Raw genomic sequence first — 13,348 nt, forward strand, 5'->3', positions numbered from 1 at the left:
TCTGTCCCGGATGGTCCTTTGTTGCGCTCCGATGATCGATCGCTGCGCAGCCGACCTCCGGCGTCGTTCTTGACACTTCGTCAGATCTGCCGCAGCGTGCCGTCATGGATCTGGACGTGCTCTACGAGATCGACGTGCCGAGGCCCTGGGACGGGCCCCATCCGCACGGTCAGCGGGCCGCCGAGCAGCGCGCCTACCGGGAGGCCGTCGAGCAGATCCGGCTCGCCGACCGGATGGGGTTCCGCACGGTGTGGGCGGTCGAGCACCACTTCCGCGAGGGCCGCTCCCACTGCCCGGCCCCCGAGGTGCTCCTCGGGCACCTGGCCGGGCTGACCGAGCGGATCCGGCTCGGCTTCGGGGTGACCCTGACCCCCTTCGGCTTCACCCCGCCCCAGCGGATCGCCGAGAAGGTGGCCACCGTGGACGTCCTGTCCGGCGGCCGCGTCGAGTGGGGCACCGGCCGCTCCACGCCCATGGAGCAGGCGGCCTTCGGGGTGGACCGGGAGCGGTCCCGGGAGGACTGGCGGGAGGCCCTGGAGATCGTCGCGGGGATGTGGCGCGAGGAGTACTTCGAGTACGCCTCCGAGCGGTTCCGCTTCCCGCGCCGGATGGTCACCCCCAAGCCCGTGCAGGACCCCCACCCGCCCGCCTGGATGGCGGCCACTTCCCCCGGCTCGGCCGAGGTGGCCGGGGCGGCCGGCCTCGGGCTGCTCTCCTTCTCGATCATGCAGCCGCTGGAGGCGATGGCCCGGCAGGTGGCGGCGTACCGGAATGCCGCGCGCGCCCCCCGGCCGCTCACCGACGTCACGACGAACCGGGTCAGCGCCTACACCCTCGTCCACGCGACCGAGCCGGGCGCGGCGCCCGGTGCACGCGTGTGGGACTCCGCGGCCTGGTGGTACGCGAACCTCGCGCAGTTCACGCTGGAGTGGGAGCTGCCGCACCTGGATCCCGGGGAACGCGAGCGGACCTTCCCGTTGCTCACCCCCATTCTGGAAGGGGAGGTTCCGGTGCGGGAGTTCAGCGACGGGGACATGATCCTCATCGGGGACGCGGAGACGATCGTCGCCAAGGCCAAGCGGTACGCGGACCTCGGCGTGGACCAGCTGATCTGCTACGTGCAGTGGGGGTATCTGGAGCACCGGGAGATCCTGCGGACGATCGAGATCCTGGGGAAGGAAGTCATTCCGGAACTCGCCCGCTACGAGCCCCGGACGGCCGCCGCATGACCGCGCCGGGCTGCATGACCGCGCCGAGCCCTGCGAGCGCTCCGAACCCCGCGAGCGCGCCGCACCCCGCCGGCGCGCGGAGCCCCGCCGAGGCGCCGAGCCCCGGGACCGCGCCCGCCCCCGCCGCCGGCGGCCCCGCCGGAGGTCTCGACACCTCGCCCGTGCCCGACTACGCCGCCCTGCACCGCCTCGACGGCCGCCGGCTGGTCCTGCTCGGCGCCGGCAACGGCATCGGCCGTCAGACCGCCCACGCCCTCTCCGCCGCGGGCGCCCGCGTCCTGTGCGCGGACCTCGACGGCGAGCGGGCCCGGGTCGTCGCCGCCGAGACCGGGGGCGTCCCGTACACGGCCGACGTGACCCGCCGCACGGCCGTACGGGCCCTCTTCGCGCAGGCCCCCGCACTGCTGGGCGGCCCGGTGGGCGGGGTGGTCGACATCGTCGGCATGGCCCGGTACGCGGCCCTGCCCGACCTCGACGACGCCGGCTGGGACTGGCACTTCGACGTGGTCCTGCGGCACGCCTGGCTCACCGTCCAGTACGGCGGCGAGGCCGTCGCGGCGGCCGGCGGCGGGCCGCTCGTCTTCGTGGCCTCGGTCTCCGGGCTGACCGCGGCCCCGCGGCACGCCGCGTACGGGGCCGCGAAGGCCGGGCTGCTGTCCCTGGTCCGCTCGGCGGCGGTGGAACTGGGCCCGCGCGGGGTACGAGTGAACGCGGTGGCTCCGGGGGTGGTGTGGACCCCGCGGGTCGCCGCCCTGCTCGGCCCCGAGGGGCGGCGGCGCAACGCGGAGAACGCCCCGCTGGGCCGGGTCGCCGAGACCGCGGACATCGCGACCGCCCTGTACTTCCTCGTGTCGCCGCTGTCCTCGTACGTGACGGGGCAGACGCTGGTGGTGGACGGCGGGGTGGGAGTGAAGTTCCCGTATCCGACGATCGGAGGCGAAGAGTGAGACCACCGGGCACCGACACCGGCCCTGCCCCCGACCCGTACGACGCCGGCCGGTGGCAGGACCCCGCCCCCTTCCTGCGCGGGGTCGCCTGGCTGGACAAGGGCCGCCCGGTGCGCGCGGACCCGGCGGACACCATGCGGCTGCCGTGGGACACGGGCGAGCGGGCCACCCTGCCCATCGGGGTGCGCCTGGAGTTCACCACGCAGACCGCGCACGCGGTGGAGATCCGCTACCGGGCGACCGTGCCCGGCCCCACCGACGCCCTGCGCGACCTCGCGCACGGCTTCGCGCTGTGGGACCGGCACGGGGTGGTCAGCGAGGTGTTCACCGAACCGGCCACGGAGGCCGTCGTACGGATCGAACTGCCCGGCGGCGGCGGGCCGTTCACCCTCCATCCGCCCGAGACCCAGTCCCCGGTCGTCCTCGGCCTGCGCGGGATCGGCGGACCGCTCACCCCGGCCCCGCCCGCCCCGCGCTGGGTGGTGCACGGCGACTCCATCACCGAGGGCTGGTGGTCCACCCGCCCCGCCCACGGCTGGCCCGCGGTCACCGGCCGGGCGCTGGGCTGGGACGCCGTCAACCTCGGCTACGCGGGAGCCGCCCGCGGCGAACTCGCCACCGCCGAGCAGATCGCCGGCCTGCCCGCCGATGTCCTCACGCTCGCCTTCGGCACCAACTGCTGGTCGCGGGTGCCCTATTCAGCGCCGCTCCTGTACGAGACCACGCGCGTGTTCCTCGAACTGGTCCGGCAGGGGCATCCGCGGACCCCGCTCCTGCTGGTCTCCCCCGTCCTGCGGCCCGACGCCGAGCGGACCCCGAACCGGCTCGGCGCCACGCTGGGCGCGCTGCGCGACGCGATGGAGCGCGCCACGCGGGACCGGATCGCCGCGGGCGACGACCGGTTGGCCGTGCTGCCGGGCCGGGACCTGCTGGGCCCCGAGCACCTGGAGGACGGGCTGCACCCCAACGACGCCGGACACCGGGTCCTGGGCCTCGCTGTGGCCACGGCTCTGCGGCGCGCCGGGTTCGCCGCGGGGTGAGTGAAACAGCCCACGACGATCGCCGTGAACAGATCCGTCCCCCAGGGGCGTGTCCTGAGCACAGTTGCCGGCGCCGAGGCGGCGGCACGAAGGACACCACAGTGGGAGAGAGATCACGATGGGTATGAAGCGCGGAACCACCCTTGCCGCGGCGGCGATCGCCGTCGTCCTGGCGGCGAGCGCCTGCGGTCCGGCGGACGACGAGGCCGCCGGCCCGGCCGTGCCGGCCGGCGCCGCCTCCGCCCAGGCCTCCTCACCCGCACCGGCGGCGGACGGCTACGCGGCCGCACCCGCCGGGCAGCCGGCGGGCGCCACCGGCGAGCAGCCGGGCTCGGGCGCGGGACTGTCCGTGGCGAAGGACCCGAAGCTCGGCGACCACATCGTCGACGGCAACGGCATGACCGTCTACCGGTTCAAGCCGGACACCGCGTGGCCGATGGCGTCCAAGTGCGAGGGCGACTGCGTGGCCAAGTGGCCGGTCGTGCCGCCGGTGGACAAGGCCGACGCCAAGGGGATCACCGCACGCAACTACCTGGTGCTGGACCGCCCGGACGGCAAGAAGCAGCAGACGGTGGACTGCTGGCCCGTCTACACCTTCAGCGGTGACAAGAAGCCCGGCGACACCAACGGCCAGGGCGTGGGCGGCACCTGGTACGCCGTCTCCCCGGAAGGCAAGCTCATCACCGTCCAGTAGCCCCGGTTCCCCCCGCCCTTCGGACCGCGCGGCCCCTTCCCCGACCCTCCCCCCGGGCAGGGGCCGCGCCCGTTCCGCCCCGGCGGACCGGTGCCTAGACTCGCCGCATGCTGCGCGTACTGGCCGTCGACGACGAGAAGCCGCTCCTGGAGGAGCTCCTCTACCTGCTGCGCTCCGATCCCCGGGTGCGCAGTGTGCAGGGGGCCGGCGACGCCACCGAGGCGCTGCGCCGGATCACGCTGGCGCTGGAGGCGGGGCCGGACGGGGCGGACGGCATCGACGTGGTCTTCCTCGACATCCACATGGCCGGGCTGACGGGTCTGGACATCGCCCGGCTGCTGGCCGGGTTCGCGCGGCCGCCGCTGATCGTGTTCGTCACCGCGCACGAGGGTTTCGCCGTACAGGCCTTCGATCTGAAGGCGGTGGACTACGTGCTCAAGCCCGTGCGCCCGGAGCGGCTGGCGGAGGCGGTCCGGCGGGTGTGTGCGCAGCTGGGCCGTGCCGGGCAGGCTCCGCCGCCGGCCGCCGAGCCCGCTGCGGCCGTGCCGGTGCAGCGCCGGCCGGCCGCCGGGGTCACCGTCACCGACCGCACGCCGGACCAGATAGCCGTCGAACTGGGCGGTGTCACCCGGTTCGTGGCGATCGCCGACATCGCCTACGTCGAGGCCCAGGGCGACTACGCCCGGCTGCACACCGACGAGGGCAGCCACCTGGTGCGGATCCCGCTGTCCACACTGGAGGAGCGGTGGGCGGCGCGCGGGTTCGTCCGGATCCACCGCCGGCACCTGGTGGCGCTGGCCCGCATCGACGAACTCCGGCTGGAGGCGGGCACGACGAGCGTCCGGGTCGGGTCGGCGGAGCTCCAGGTGAGCCGCCGCCACGCGCGGGAGCTACGGGACCTGCTGATGCGGCACGCGACCGGCTGACCGTCCGGCGGCGCCGCGGTGCCGTTCGTCGCACGGCGAGTGGCGTACGGCGATCCGGCGGGACCGTCGGCCGCCCGCCGGCCGTGCGCCCGCGTATCGTGGATCTTCCGGCGCGGGAGGAGCGCGATGTCCGAAATCCAGGCGCTGCTCGACGCGTTGACGGGCCTGCCGCGCCGCGTGCCCGCCGGGCCGGCCGAGGCGGAGGCGCTGCTGGCCCGCCTCAGAAGTGCCGCCGCACGCTGGGCCGATGTCCTGTACGAGGCCGGCGAGGGGGTCCGCGGCCAGGTCCCGCCACGGGCGGAGGCTGCGCTGACGCTGGCGTTCCGGCGGGCCGAGGAGTCGTACGTGGAGCTGGAGATCGCCCTGCGCGACTGCGCCGAACACCGCGATCCCGCCATCTGACCCCCCTCGCGGCCGGCCGGGCCGCGGAGCCGGCGGGGGCCCGGGGGCCGGATCGGGCCTGTTGCCGGGTTCGGGCCGTGCGTAGACTCCCGTCACCCTTCCCTTCGCTCCGCCGGGGGGACCCCCACCCCCGGCCGAAGGACCCCCGGTGAACCAGACGTACGCGCTGACCGCCGTCGCCGTCGTCGTCCTCGCCACCGTCCTCGTCGGCGCGCTGGGCTTGCGCATATCCCGGACCACCTCCGACTTCTACGTCGCCTCCCGCACCGTCGGGCCCCGCCTGAACGCGGCCGCCATCAGCGGCGAGTACCTTTCCGCCGCGTCCTTCCTCGGGGTCGCCGGGCTGGTCCTGCTCCAGGGGCCCGAGATGCTCTGGTACCCGGTCGGCTACACCGCCGGGTACCTGGTGCTGCTGGTGCTCGTCGCGGCCCCGCTGCGCCGCTCGGGGGCGTACACGCTGCCCGACTTCGCCGAGGGCCGCCTGGAGTCCCAGGCGGTGCGCCGGATCGCGGTGCTGTTCGTGGTGGGGGTCGGCTGGCTGTACCTGCTGCCGCAGCTGCAGGGCGCGGGGCTGACCCTGGAGGTCCTGACCGGTGCCCCGCACTGGGTGGGCGGGGTGGTCGTCGCGTCCGTGGTCGGCGCGGCCGTGGCCGCCGGCGGGATGCGCAGCATCACCTTCGTGCAGGCCTTCCAGTACTGGCTCAAGCTCACCGCCCTGCTCGTGCCGGCCTTCTTCCTGATCGCCGCCTGGGCCGGGGACGGCGCCCCGCGGGCCACCTTCGACGCCCCGGCCGTCTTCCGCGAGCACACGGCCGTCACGCTCGCCGAGGACGTCCGGATGTCGGTGGACGCACCGTTGGCGCTGACGGTGACCGGGCAGGTGGACGGGCGGACGTACGAGGCCGCCCCGCTGACGCTCGCGGCCGGGCAGCATTCCGTACGGGCCCGCGCGCGGCTGGAGTTCACCCCTGGCTCGGTGGTCCCCGACACCCGGGCGGAGGCCGGCCTCAGCGCGTCCAGCTGGTCGGAGCCGCTGGCCGGGGACCGGCCCGAATACCGGCTGTACGCGACGTACGGGCTCATCCTGGCCACCTTCCTCGGGACGATGGGGCTTCCGCACGTCGCCGTGCGCTTCTACACCAGTCCCCACGGACGGGCCGCGCGCCGCACCACTCTGGTGGTGCTCGGGCTGGTCGGCGTCTTCTACCTGCTGCCGCCGGTGTACGGGGCGCTGGGCCGGATCTACGCGCCCGGGCTGGCGCTGACCGGCGACGCGGACGCCGCGGTGCTGGTGCTGCCCGAGCGGATGCTGGGCGGGCTGCTCGGTGAGCTGCTGGGGGCGCTGCTGGCCGGGGGTGCCTTCGCGGCGTTCCTGTCGACGGCTTCGGGGCTGACGATGGCGGTGGCCGGGGTGCTGCACCAGGACCTGTTGCCGGCGGGAGGGGTGCGGAGCTTCCGTTTCGCGGTGCTCGTGGCGGTGCTCGTGCCGCTGGCCGGGAGCGTGGCGGCGCGGGACGTGCCGGTGGCGGACGCGGTGGGGCTGGCGTTCGCGGTGTCGGCGTCGTCGTTCTGTCCGCTGCTGGTGCTGGGCATCTGGTGGCGCGGGTTGACCCCACCGGGGGCGGTGGCCGGGCTGGTGACGGGCGGCGGGGCGGCGCTGAGCGCGGTGCTGGCGACGCGGGCGGGGCTGGCTCCGGCGGGCTGGGTGCACACGCTGCTGGCGTGGCCGGCGGCCTGGTCGGTGCCGCTCGGGTTCCTGACGATGGTGGTGGTGTCGCTGGGCACCCGTTCGCGGATCCCGGCCGGGACGGCGGCCACCCTGGCCCGGCTGCACCTGCCGGAGGACGTGGCCGGGGACCGGGTGGGGGGCGGCCGGTGACCGGGGCGGTGGTGGCGGCCCTGGCGGTGGCGGTGGCGGCCCTGCTGCTGGGCGCCGGCTGGGCGGCGGGCCGCCGCCAGGCCCTGCGCGGCGAGCGGGCGGCCGGACCGGATCTGGGGACTCCGGTGGAGCGGGCGACGTTCCACACCCTGCACACGGCTTCGCTGGCCGCTCCCCCGCTGCGCGCGGGGCTGACGCAGGACGCGGCGCGCAAGGCGGCCCGGCGGCTGCGGTCGCTGCTGGGCACGGAGGCGCTGTGCCTGACCGACCGGGAGTCGGTGCTGGCCTGGGACGGGCCGGGCGCCGACCACCACGAGCGGCGGGCGATGGAACGGGTGGCGGTGATGCTGGAGTCGGGGCGCAGCCAGAGCGTGCGGACCGAGTGCCGGCGGCCGGACTGTCCGCTGAAATGGGCGGTGGTGGCTCCGCTCACGGGTGAGGACGGGATGCTGGGCGCGCTGGTGGCGTACGGGTCGCGGGAGTCGGCGGTGCTGGTGCGGGCCGCGACGGAGGTCGCGCGGTGGGTGTCCGTACAGCTGGAGCTGTCCGAGCTGGACCGTTCGCGGACGCGGCTGATGGAGGCGGAGATCAAGGCGCTGCGGGCGCAGATCTCCCCGCATTTCATCTTCAACTCCCTGGCCGCGATCGCCTCGTTCGTGCGGACGGATCCGGAGCGGGCCCGGGACCTGCTGCTGGAGTTCGCGGACTTCACCCGCTACTCCTTCCGGCGGCACGGCGAATTCACCACGCTGGCCGATGAGTTGCGTTCGATCGAGCAGTACCTGGCGCTGGCCGGGGCCCGGTTCGGGGACCGGCTGAAGGTGACCCTGCAGGTGGCGCCGGAGGTGCTGCCGGTGGCGCTGCCGTTCCTGTGCCTCCAGCCGCTGGTGGAGAACGCCGTCAAGCACGGGCTGGAGGACTCCACCGAGGAGTGCCGGATCGCCATCACGGCGCGGGACGCAGGCTCGGAGGCGGTCATCACCGTCGAGGACAACGGGATCGGGATGGACCCGGCCCTGCTGCGGCGGATCCTGGCCGGGGAGGGCGGCGGTTCCTCGTCCGGCGTCGGGCTGCCCAATGTCGACGAGCGGATCCGGCAGGTGTACGGGGACGCGTACGGGCTGGTGATCGAAACGGGGCCGGGCGCGGGCATGAAGGTGACGGTACGGATCCCGAAGTACCGCGCGGGCGTCCACAGCTCCCCACCCGGCGGCCGGCCGCCCCACCCCTGACGGCCGCCCCACCCCTGACGGGCGCGTCACCTGCCCGGCCTCGCCGGCGTTCGATCGCGCGGGTACGGGTCTCAGCCCCCGGCCTTGCGGCGGATACGGGTGTGGCCCCGGCGTCCCGGTGGGGACGGCGGGGCCACGGAGAGCGGGGGAGGTCAGCTCCAGCTGGCGTGCAGGGGCTTGCCCTCGGCGTAGCCGGCGGCCGACTGGACACCGACGACCGCCTTCTCCTCGAACTCCGCGAGGGAGCCCGCGCCCGCGTAGGTGCAGGACGAGCGGACGCCCGCGATGATCGAGTCGATCAGGTCCTCGACGCCGGGACGCGCCGGGTCCAGGAACATGCGCGAGGTGGAGATGCCCTCCTCGAACAGCCCCTTGCGGGCCCGGTCGTACGCCGACTCCTCGGACGTCCGGTTCTGTACGGCCCGCGCCGACGCCATGCCGAACGACTCCTTGTACAGGTGCCCCTCGGCGGACTGCTGCAGGTCGCCCGGGGACTCGTACGTCCCCGCGAACCAGGAGCCGATCATGACGTTGGACGCGCCGGCGGCCAGCGCCATCGCGACGTCACGCGGGTGACGGACACCGCCGTCGGCCCACACGTGCTTGCCGTACTTCTTCGCCTCCGCCGCGCACTCCAGCACCGCGGAGAACTGCGGGCGGCCCACGCCGGTCATCATGCGGGTGGTGCACATGGCGCCGGGGCCCACACCGACCTTGATGATGTCCGCGCCGGCCTCGATCAGGTCGCGCACGCCCTCGGCGGCGACGATGTTGCCCGCGACGATCGGGACCTGCGGGTCCAGCGCGCGGACGGCCTTGATCGCATTGATCATCGACTCCTGGTGGCCGTGCGCCGTGTCGATGACGAGCGTGTCCACGCCCGCGTCGAGCAGCTGCTTGGCCTTCTGCACGAAGTCGCCGTTGATGCCGACGGCGGCCGCGATGCGCAGCTTGCCGTTGGCGTCGGTGGCCGGGGTGTACAGGGTCGCGCGCAGCGCGCCCTTGCGGGTCAGGATGCCGACGAGCTTGCCGTCCTTGTCGACGGCCGGGGCCAGCTTGCGGTGGCCGGCGTCGAGCGTGTTGAAGGCCTCGCGCGGGTCGATGTCGGCGTCGATGAGCAGCAGCTCCTTCGACATGACCTCGGAGAGCTGGGTGAAGCGGTCCACGCCGGTCAGGTCGTGCTCGGTGACGACGCCGACCGGGCGGTTGTCGCCGTCGACGACGACGCCGGCGCCGTGGGCGCGCTTGGGCAGCAGGGACAGCGCGTCGGCGACGGTCTGGGTGGGCGCCAGCGTGATCGGGGTGTCGAGCACGAGGTGGCGGGTCTTCACCCAGGAGATGACGTCGGTGACGATCTCGATCGGGATGTCCTGGGGAATGACGACGATGCCGCCGCGGCGGGCGACGGTCTCGGCCATCCGGCGGCCCGCGATGGCGGTCATGTTGGCCACGACCAGCGGAATGGTGGTGCCGGTGCCGTCGGGCGAGGAAAGGTCGACACCCTGGCGGGAACCCACCGCGGAGCGGCTCGGCACCATGAACACATCGTCGTACGTCAGGTCGTACGGCGGCTTCAGGTCATTGAGGAAACGCACGTGCTGAACATCCCAGTCGATCGGAGGGGCCGGCCCTGCCCGTCAGGGCAAGCCGAGGAAACGCACGTACTTCATTCTCCCACGTTCCGGCGTTTACCACGCCCCGGCCGATCGTCCAGGACATACCGGGCCCTGTGGTCGGTTCCTACGGGACCGTCGCCCCGCTCGTGCGCCGGTGCACCGGGCCGGGGCGCTGGACCAGGGGGAGAACCGTTCCGCCGTGGCGGACCGCCGTGAACTCGGCGGCGATGGCCAGGGCGGTCTCCTCGGGGGTGGCGCCGCCGAGGTCGAGGCCGATCGGTGAGCGCAGGCGGGCCAGCGCGGCCTGCGGGAGGCCTTCCTCCTGCAGCCGCCGGGCCCGCTCGGCGTGGGTGCGGCGCGATCCCATGGCTCCGACGTAGGCGAGCGGCAGCCTCAGGGCGAGGTCCAGCAGCGGTACGTCGAATTTGGCGTCGTGGGTGAGGACGCAGACGGCGGTACGGCCGTCCAGCCGGCCGGCGTCCCGTTCCGCGGCGAGGTGGCGGTGCGGCCAGTCGACGATCACCTCGTCGGCGTCGGGGAAGCGGGCGGGGGTCGCGAAAACGGGCCGGGCGTCACAGACGGTGACCCGGTGCCCCAGGAAGGCGCCGATCCGGGTGAGGGCGGCGGCGAAGTCGACGGCTCCGTAGACGATCAGCCGGGGCGGTTCGGCGGCCGACTCGACGAGCAGGGTCAGCGGCTCTCCGCACAGTCCCCCGGCGGTGCCCAGCTCGGCGGTGCCGGTGCGGCCGGCCAGCAGCATGGCGCGTACCCGTGCGGCGGCCGCCCGGTCCAGGGCGGCCCCGCTGCCGAGGCCGCCCGCTCGGGTTCCGTCGGCGTGGACGGCGAGCGCGCGGCCGAGCTGCGCCGGCGGGCCGCTGACCACCCGGGCGAGCGCGGCCCGGGTCCCGCGGGCGGCGGCGTCGAGCACGGAGCCGATGACGGGCCGTACCGGGTCGTGCCCGCGCACCGGGGTGATCAGGACGTCGAGGACTCCCCCGCAGGTCAGCCCGACGGCGAAGGCGTCGTCGTCGCTGTAGCCGAAGCGGTGCACGCCGCCCTTGCCGGACCCGATGGCCTCGAGGCAGAGCTCGTGCACCGCGGACTCCACGCAGCCCCCGGAGAGGGAGCCGAGCGCGGTGCCCCGGTCGTCGACGGCGAGGGAGGCGCCGGGTCCGCGCGGGGCGCTGCCGCTGACGGCGACGATGGTGGCCAGGGCGAGGTCACGCTGCGCGGCGTACCAGGCGCGCAGCCCGTCGGTGATGTCGAGCATCAGCGGATGTACTCGCGGCGCGTGGCCTGGCCGGGTATGAGGGGCCGGGGCGGCAGCGCGGCCGGTGCGGGGGGCCGGGCGGCGGGGAGCCGGGCCGCGGCGGGCGGGCCGGCGGCCGCGGGCCGGCCGGGGCCGGCCGGCCGGGTGGCGGCGGAGCGTGCGGGTCCGGCGTACCCCTCGGTGTCCCGGCCGCGCGCGGCGAGGAGTTTCGCGGCGTGGGCCACGCTCGCGAGGGTGGCGTGGTGGTGCCAGCCGCGGAAGGAGCGGCCCTCGAAGTCGCGGATGCCGACGGGTTCGCAGGTCTCGGTGAAGTCGAGGGCGACGCGGTCGGTGAGTTTGGCGAGCAGGAAGAGCTGGGCGAGCGGCCGGTCGCCGATGTTGGTGATCCAGAACTCGGAGGGCAGCAGGGCGGCCTCGGTCCAGGCGCCGAAGAGCAGCAGCGGGGTGGAGGGGGCGGGCAGGGGCCGGTCCTCGCAGGGGGTGGCGAGGATGGAGGCGGACGTCAGCAGGGTCACGGCGCCCTCGGCCCGGCCGTGGCGGGTCCATTCGACGACGCGGCGCTGGGAGCGCAGCGAGTCGATGAGTTCGCGGGCGGGCGCGGTGTGCGGCCCGGGTTTGTGGCGGCCGGCGCCACCGAAGGAGACGGGCAGCGAGCCGTCGACCTTGAAGACGAAGGGGATGTCCTGGAGGGTGAAGGATTCGATGCTCTGGGGCAGGTCGCAGTTGGCGACCTCCATCACCACCGGCCGGCGCTGGAGTTGCCAGGTGGCGGCCATCCGCTGGACGGCGTGCACGGCGTCCTGGGCGGGGGTGAGCGAGCGGGCGGTGTCGGGGATGCCGGCGCGGCGCCGGCGCAGGTGTTCGCCGGTCCAGGGAGCGGGGAGGGTGAGGGTCCATTCGACGGGGAAGCTGGCTTCGCTGGAGGCGAGCCAGATGCCGCCGGCCTGCTGGCAGTTGGCGGTGCGGCCGAGCTGGGGCACGAACTGCCGGCCGACGCCGACGGAGCGGTCGCCGGCCTTCTCGATGACCATGGGCTGGAGCACCCAGGCCAGCGGGCGCTGCGCGGTGCGTTCGAGGTGCTGGGCGAGGGAGCGGCGGACCGGGGTCCAGTCCCAGGGGGACTTGCTGATGAACTGCTGGAGGCTCTGCTCGACGGAACTGGCCCCGGTTCCGGCGATGTTACGGATCGTTTTCTTCCCGGTGGTCCGTACCAGGCCGTTCAGATAAACGCGGGCCCAGTTTCGCTGGTCCCGCCGCGGTAAAGACTCGAAAAGAAGAGAGATCAGGGCGTCGATCGATTCGGAGATTTCCTTCGTGGAATCCTCCGGCAGCACTACGCGAGCCATCTTCGGCCTCCCCCGCGACCAGCTAGATCCAATACCCTACTTGACCGCGCAGAACGGCCGTAGGCCCCGGCGGCTACTTCCTGAGGTCGCTGGCAGATTCGAGCCGCTCTTCCTCTACCACGAGGGGGATGGGGATCTGGTTCGCCGCATAGTAGAGCGCGATCAGGAAGTGCGCGACAAGGGTGAGCGGAGCGGAGAAGAAGGCCAGGACCACGGTGCAGGGGTAGGCGATGGCACCGAGACCGAAACGCACCCGTGTGGCCCGGGCGCCTTCCCTGTCCACCTGCTCGTGGAAGAGGTGTCCGACGCGCGTGACGTACCACCAGAAGGCCAGGAAGGCCAAGGCGTAGGCCACGGTGACGAGGCTGTAGAGCACGGCCGCCGCGTTCGCCGAGCCGCCCTCTTCCATGAGGTGTTCGGCGAGGACGTTGGTGGTGTAGGGAATCACCGATACCACCATCAGTACCAGGAGGTTCAGGAACAACAGCGGACGGTCGACCCGCTTGAGGTGGCTGAAGATGGTGTGGTGGTTCACCCACATCACACCGATGATGAGGAAACTCACCACGTAGGCGGCATAATGCGGCCATTGTTCCCGGACTCCGTGCCAGAACTCGGATCCCGTTTCTTCCGGAACCTTCAACTCCAGCACGAGGATCGTAATGATGATGGCGAATACGCCGTCACTGAATGCCTCGACCCGCCCGGTTTCGCGTTCCATGGTCTCCCCTTCACCACTTCTTGCATATATCTACGCGCCATACATA

General features: G+C 73.7%; 11 protein-coding genes and 1 pseudogene. 8 read left to right on the top strand and 4 right to left on the bottom strand.

Going from position 1 to position 13,348, the window contains the following annotated elements; genetic code table 11:
- Window positions 1–104: 104 nt before the first annotated feature.
- The 8 genes and pseudogenes from ACIP5M_RS28030 to ACIP5M_RS28065 all read left to right on the top strand — a co-directional run bounded on the left by ACIP5M_RS28030 (window position 105) and on the right by ACIP5M_RS28065 (window position 8,349).
- The gene (locus ACIP5M_RS28030) at window positions 105–1,229 is read left to right on the top strand and encodes an LLM class flavin-dependent oxidoreductase (protein ID WP_401201880.1); all 1,125 of its coding nucleotides are present in this window, start codon (window positions 105–107) and stop codon (window positions 1,227–1,229) included.
- Complete coding sequence (locus tag ACIP5M_RS28035; RefSeq protein ID WP_401201882.1) at window positions 1,226–2,176, top strand: SDR family NAD(P)-dependent oxidoreductase; 951 nt, start codon at window positions 1,226–1,228, stop codon at window positions 2,174–2,176. The genes ACIP5M_RS28030 and ACIP5M_RS28035 overlap by 4 nt, the downstream gene beginning before the upstream one ends.
- Window positions 2,173–3,216 (top strand): GDSL-type esterase/lipase family protein, encoded by a 1,044-nt coding sequence (locus ACIP5M_RS28040; RefSeq protein ID WP_401201884.1) that lies wholly within the window; start codon window positions 2,173–2,175, stop codon window positions 3,214–3,216. Before ACIP5M_RS28035 ends, ACIP5M_RS28040 begins: the two co-directional genes overlap by 4 nt.
- Before the next feature lie 259 nt (window positions 3,217–3,475).
- Window positions 3,476–3,910: pseudogene (locus ACIP5M_RS28045) on the top strand (hypothetical protein); the annotation flags it as partial.
- Window positions 3,911–4,017: 107 nt separating this feature from the next.
- Window positions 4,018–4,836, top strand: coding sequence for a LytR/AlgR family response regulator transcription factor (locus ACIP5M_RS28050; protein ID WP_401201886.1), 819 nt, complete (start codon window positions 4,018–4,020; stop codon window positions 4,834–4,836).
- Between the two features lie 126 nt (window positions 4,837–4,962).
- Window positions 4,963–5,238 carry a hypothetical protein gene (locus ACIP5M_RS28055; RefSeq protein WP_401201888.1) on the top strand — a complete coding sequence of 92 codons (276 nt, stop codon included), beginning with the start codon at window positions 4,963–4,965 and terminating at the stop codon, window positions 5,236–5,238.
- 148 nt (window positions 5,239–5,386) lie between these two features.
- A complete protein-coding gene (locus ACIP5M_RS28060) occupies window positions 5,387–7,117 on the top strand; it encodes a cation acetate symporter (protein WP_401201890.1) in 1,731 nt (576 codons plus the stop codon).
- A complete protein-coding gene (locus tag ACIP5M_RS28065; protein ID WP_401201892.1) occupies window positions 7,114–8,349 on the top strand; it encodes a sensor histidine kinase in 1,236 nt (411 codons plus the stop codon). The genes ACIP5M_RS28060 and ACIP5M_RS28065 overlap by 4 nt, the downstream gene beginning before the upstream one ends.
- Window positions 8,350–8,501: 152 nt before the next feature.
- On the opposite strand, the gene ACIP5M_RS28070 is transcribed toward ACIP5M_RS28065, so the two are convergent.
- The 4 genes from ACIP5M_RS28070 to ACIP5M_RS28085 form a co-directional block, all read right to left on the bottom strand.
- Window positions 8,502–9,944 carry a GuaB1 family IMP dehydrogenase-related protein gene (locus tag ACIP5M_RS28070; RefSeq protein WP_401201893.1) on the bottom strand — a complete coding sequence of 481 codons (1,443 nt, stop codon included), beginning with the start codon at window positions 9,942–9,944 and terminating at the stop codon, window positions 8,502–8,504.
- Between the two features lie 145 nt (window positions 9,945–10,089).
- Entirely contained in the window at window positions 10,090–11,235 is a 1,146-nt protein-coding gene (locus ACIP5M_RS28075) for an XdhC family protein (RefSeq protein ID WP_401201894.1), read from the bottom strand.
- On the bottom strand, window positions 11,235–12,581 hold the full coding sequence (locus ACIP5M_RS28080) for an IS701 family transposase (protein ID WP_401201895.1): 1,347 nt from the start codon (window positions 12,579–12,581) through the stop codon (window positions 11,235–11,237). The genes ACIP5M_RS28075 and ACIP5M_RS28080 overlap by 1 nt, the downstream gene beginning before the upstream one ends.
- Before the next feature lie 73 nt (window positions 12,582–12,654).
- The gene (locus ACIP5M_RS28085; RefSeq protein WP_401201897.1) at window positions 12,655–13,302 is read right to left on the bottom strand and encodes a TMEM175 family protein; all 648 of its coding nucleotides are present in this window, start codon (window positions 13,300–13,302) and stop codon (window positions 12,655–12,657) included.
- Between the last annotated feature and the right edge of the window lie 46 nt (window positions 13,303–13,348).

The organism is Streptomyces sp. NPDC088762 (assembly GCF_044750905.1).
Lineage (GTDB): Bacteria > Actinomycetota > Actinomycetes > Streptomycetales > Streptomycetaceae > Streptomyces.

What these genes read in the sequence shown, in the direction of transcription:
- ACIP5M_RS28085 (WP_401201897.1), bottom strand. Translation starts at nt 13,302, where the DNA reads ATGGAACGCGAAACCGGGCGGGTCGAGGCATTCAGTGACGGCGTATTC.
- ACIP5M_RS28075 (WP_401201894.1), bottom strand. Translation starts at nt 11,235, where the DNA reads ATGCTCGACATCACCGACGGGCTGCGCGCCTGGTACGCCGCGCAGCGT.
- ACIP5M_RS28055 (WP_401201888.1), top strand. Translation starts at nt 4,963, where the DNA reads ATGTCCGAAATCCAGGCGCTGCTCGACGCGTTGACGGGCCTGCCGCGC.
- ACIP5M_RS28050 (WP_401201886.1), top strand. Translation starts at nt 4,018, where the DNA reads ATGCTGCGCGTACTGGCCGTCGACGACGAGAAGCCGCTCCTGGAGGAG.
- ACIP5M_RS28035 (WP_401201882.1), top strand. Translation starts at nt 1,226, where the DNA reads ATGACCGCGCCGGGCTGCATGACCGCGCCGAGCCCTGCGAGCGCTCCG.
- ACIP5M_RS28080 (WP_401201895.1), bottom strand. Translation starts at nt 12,581, where the DNA reads ATGGCTCGCGTAGTGCTGCCGGAGGATTCCACGAAGGAAATCTCCGAA.
- ACIP5M_RS28030 (WP_401201880.1), top strand. Translation starts at nt 105, where the DNA reads ATGGATCTGGACGTGCTCTACGAGATCGACGTGCCGAGGCCCTGGGAC.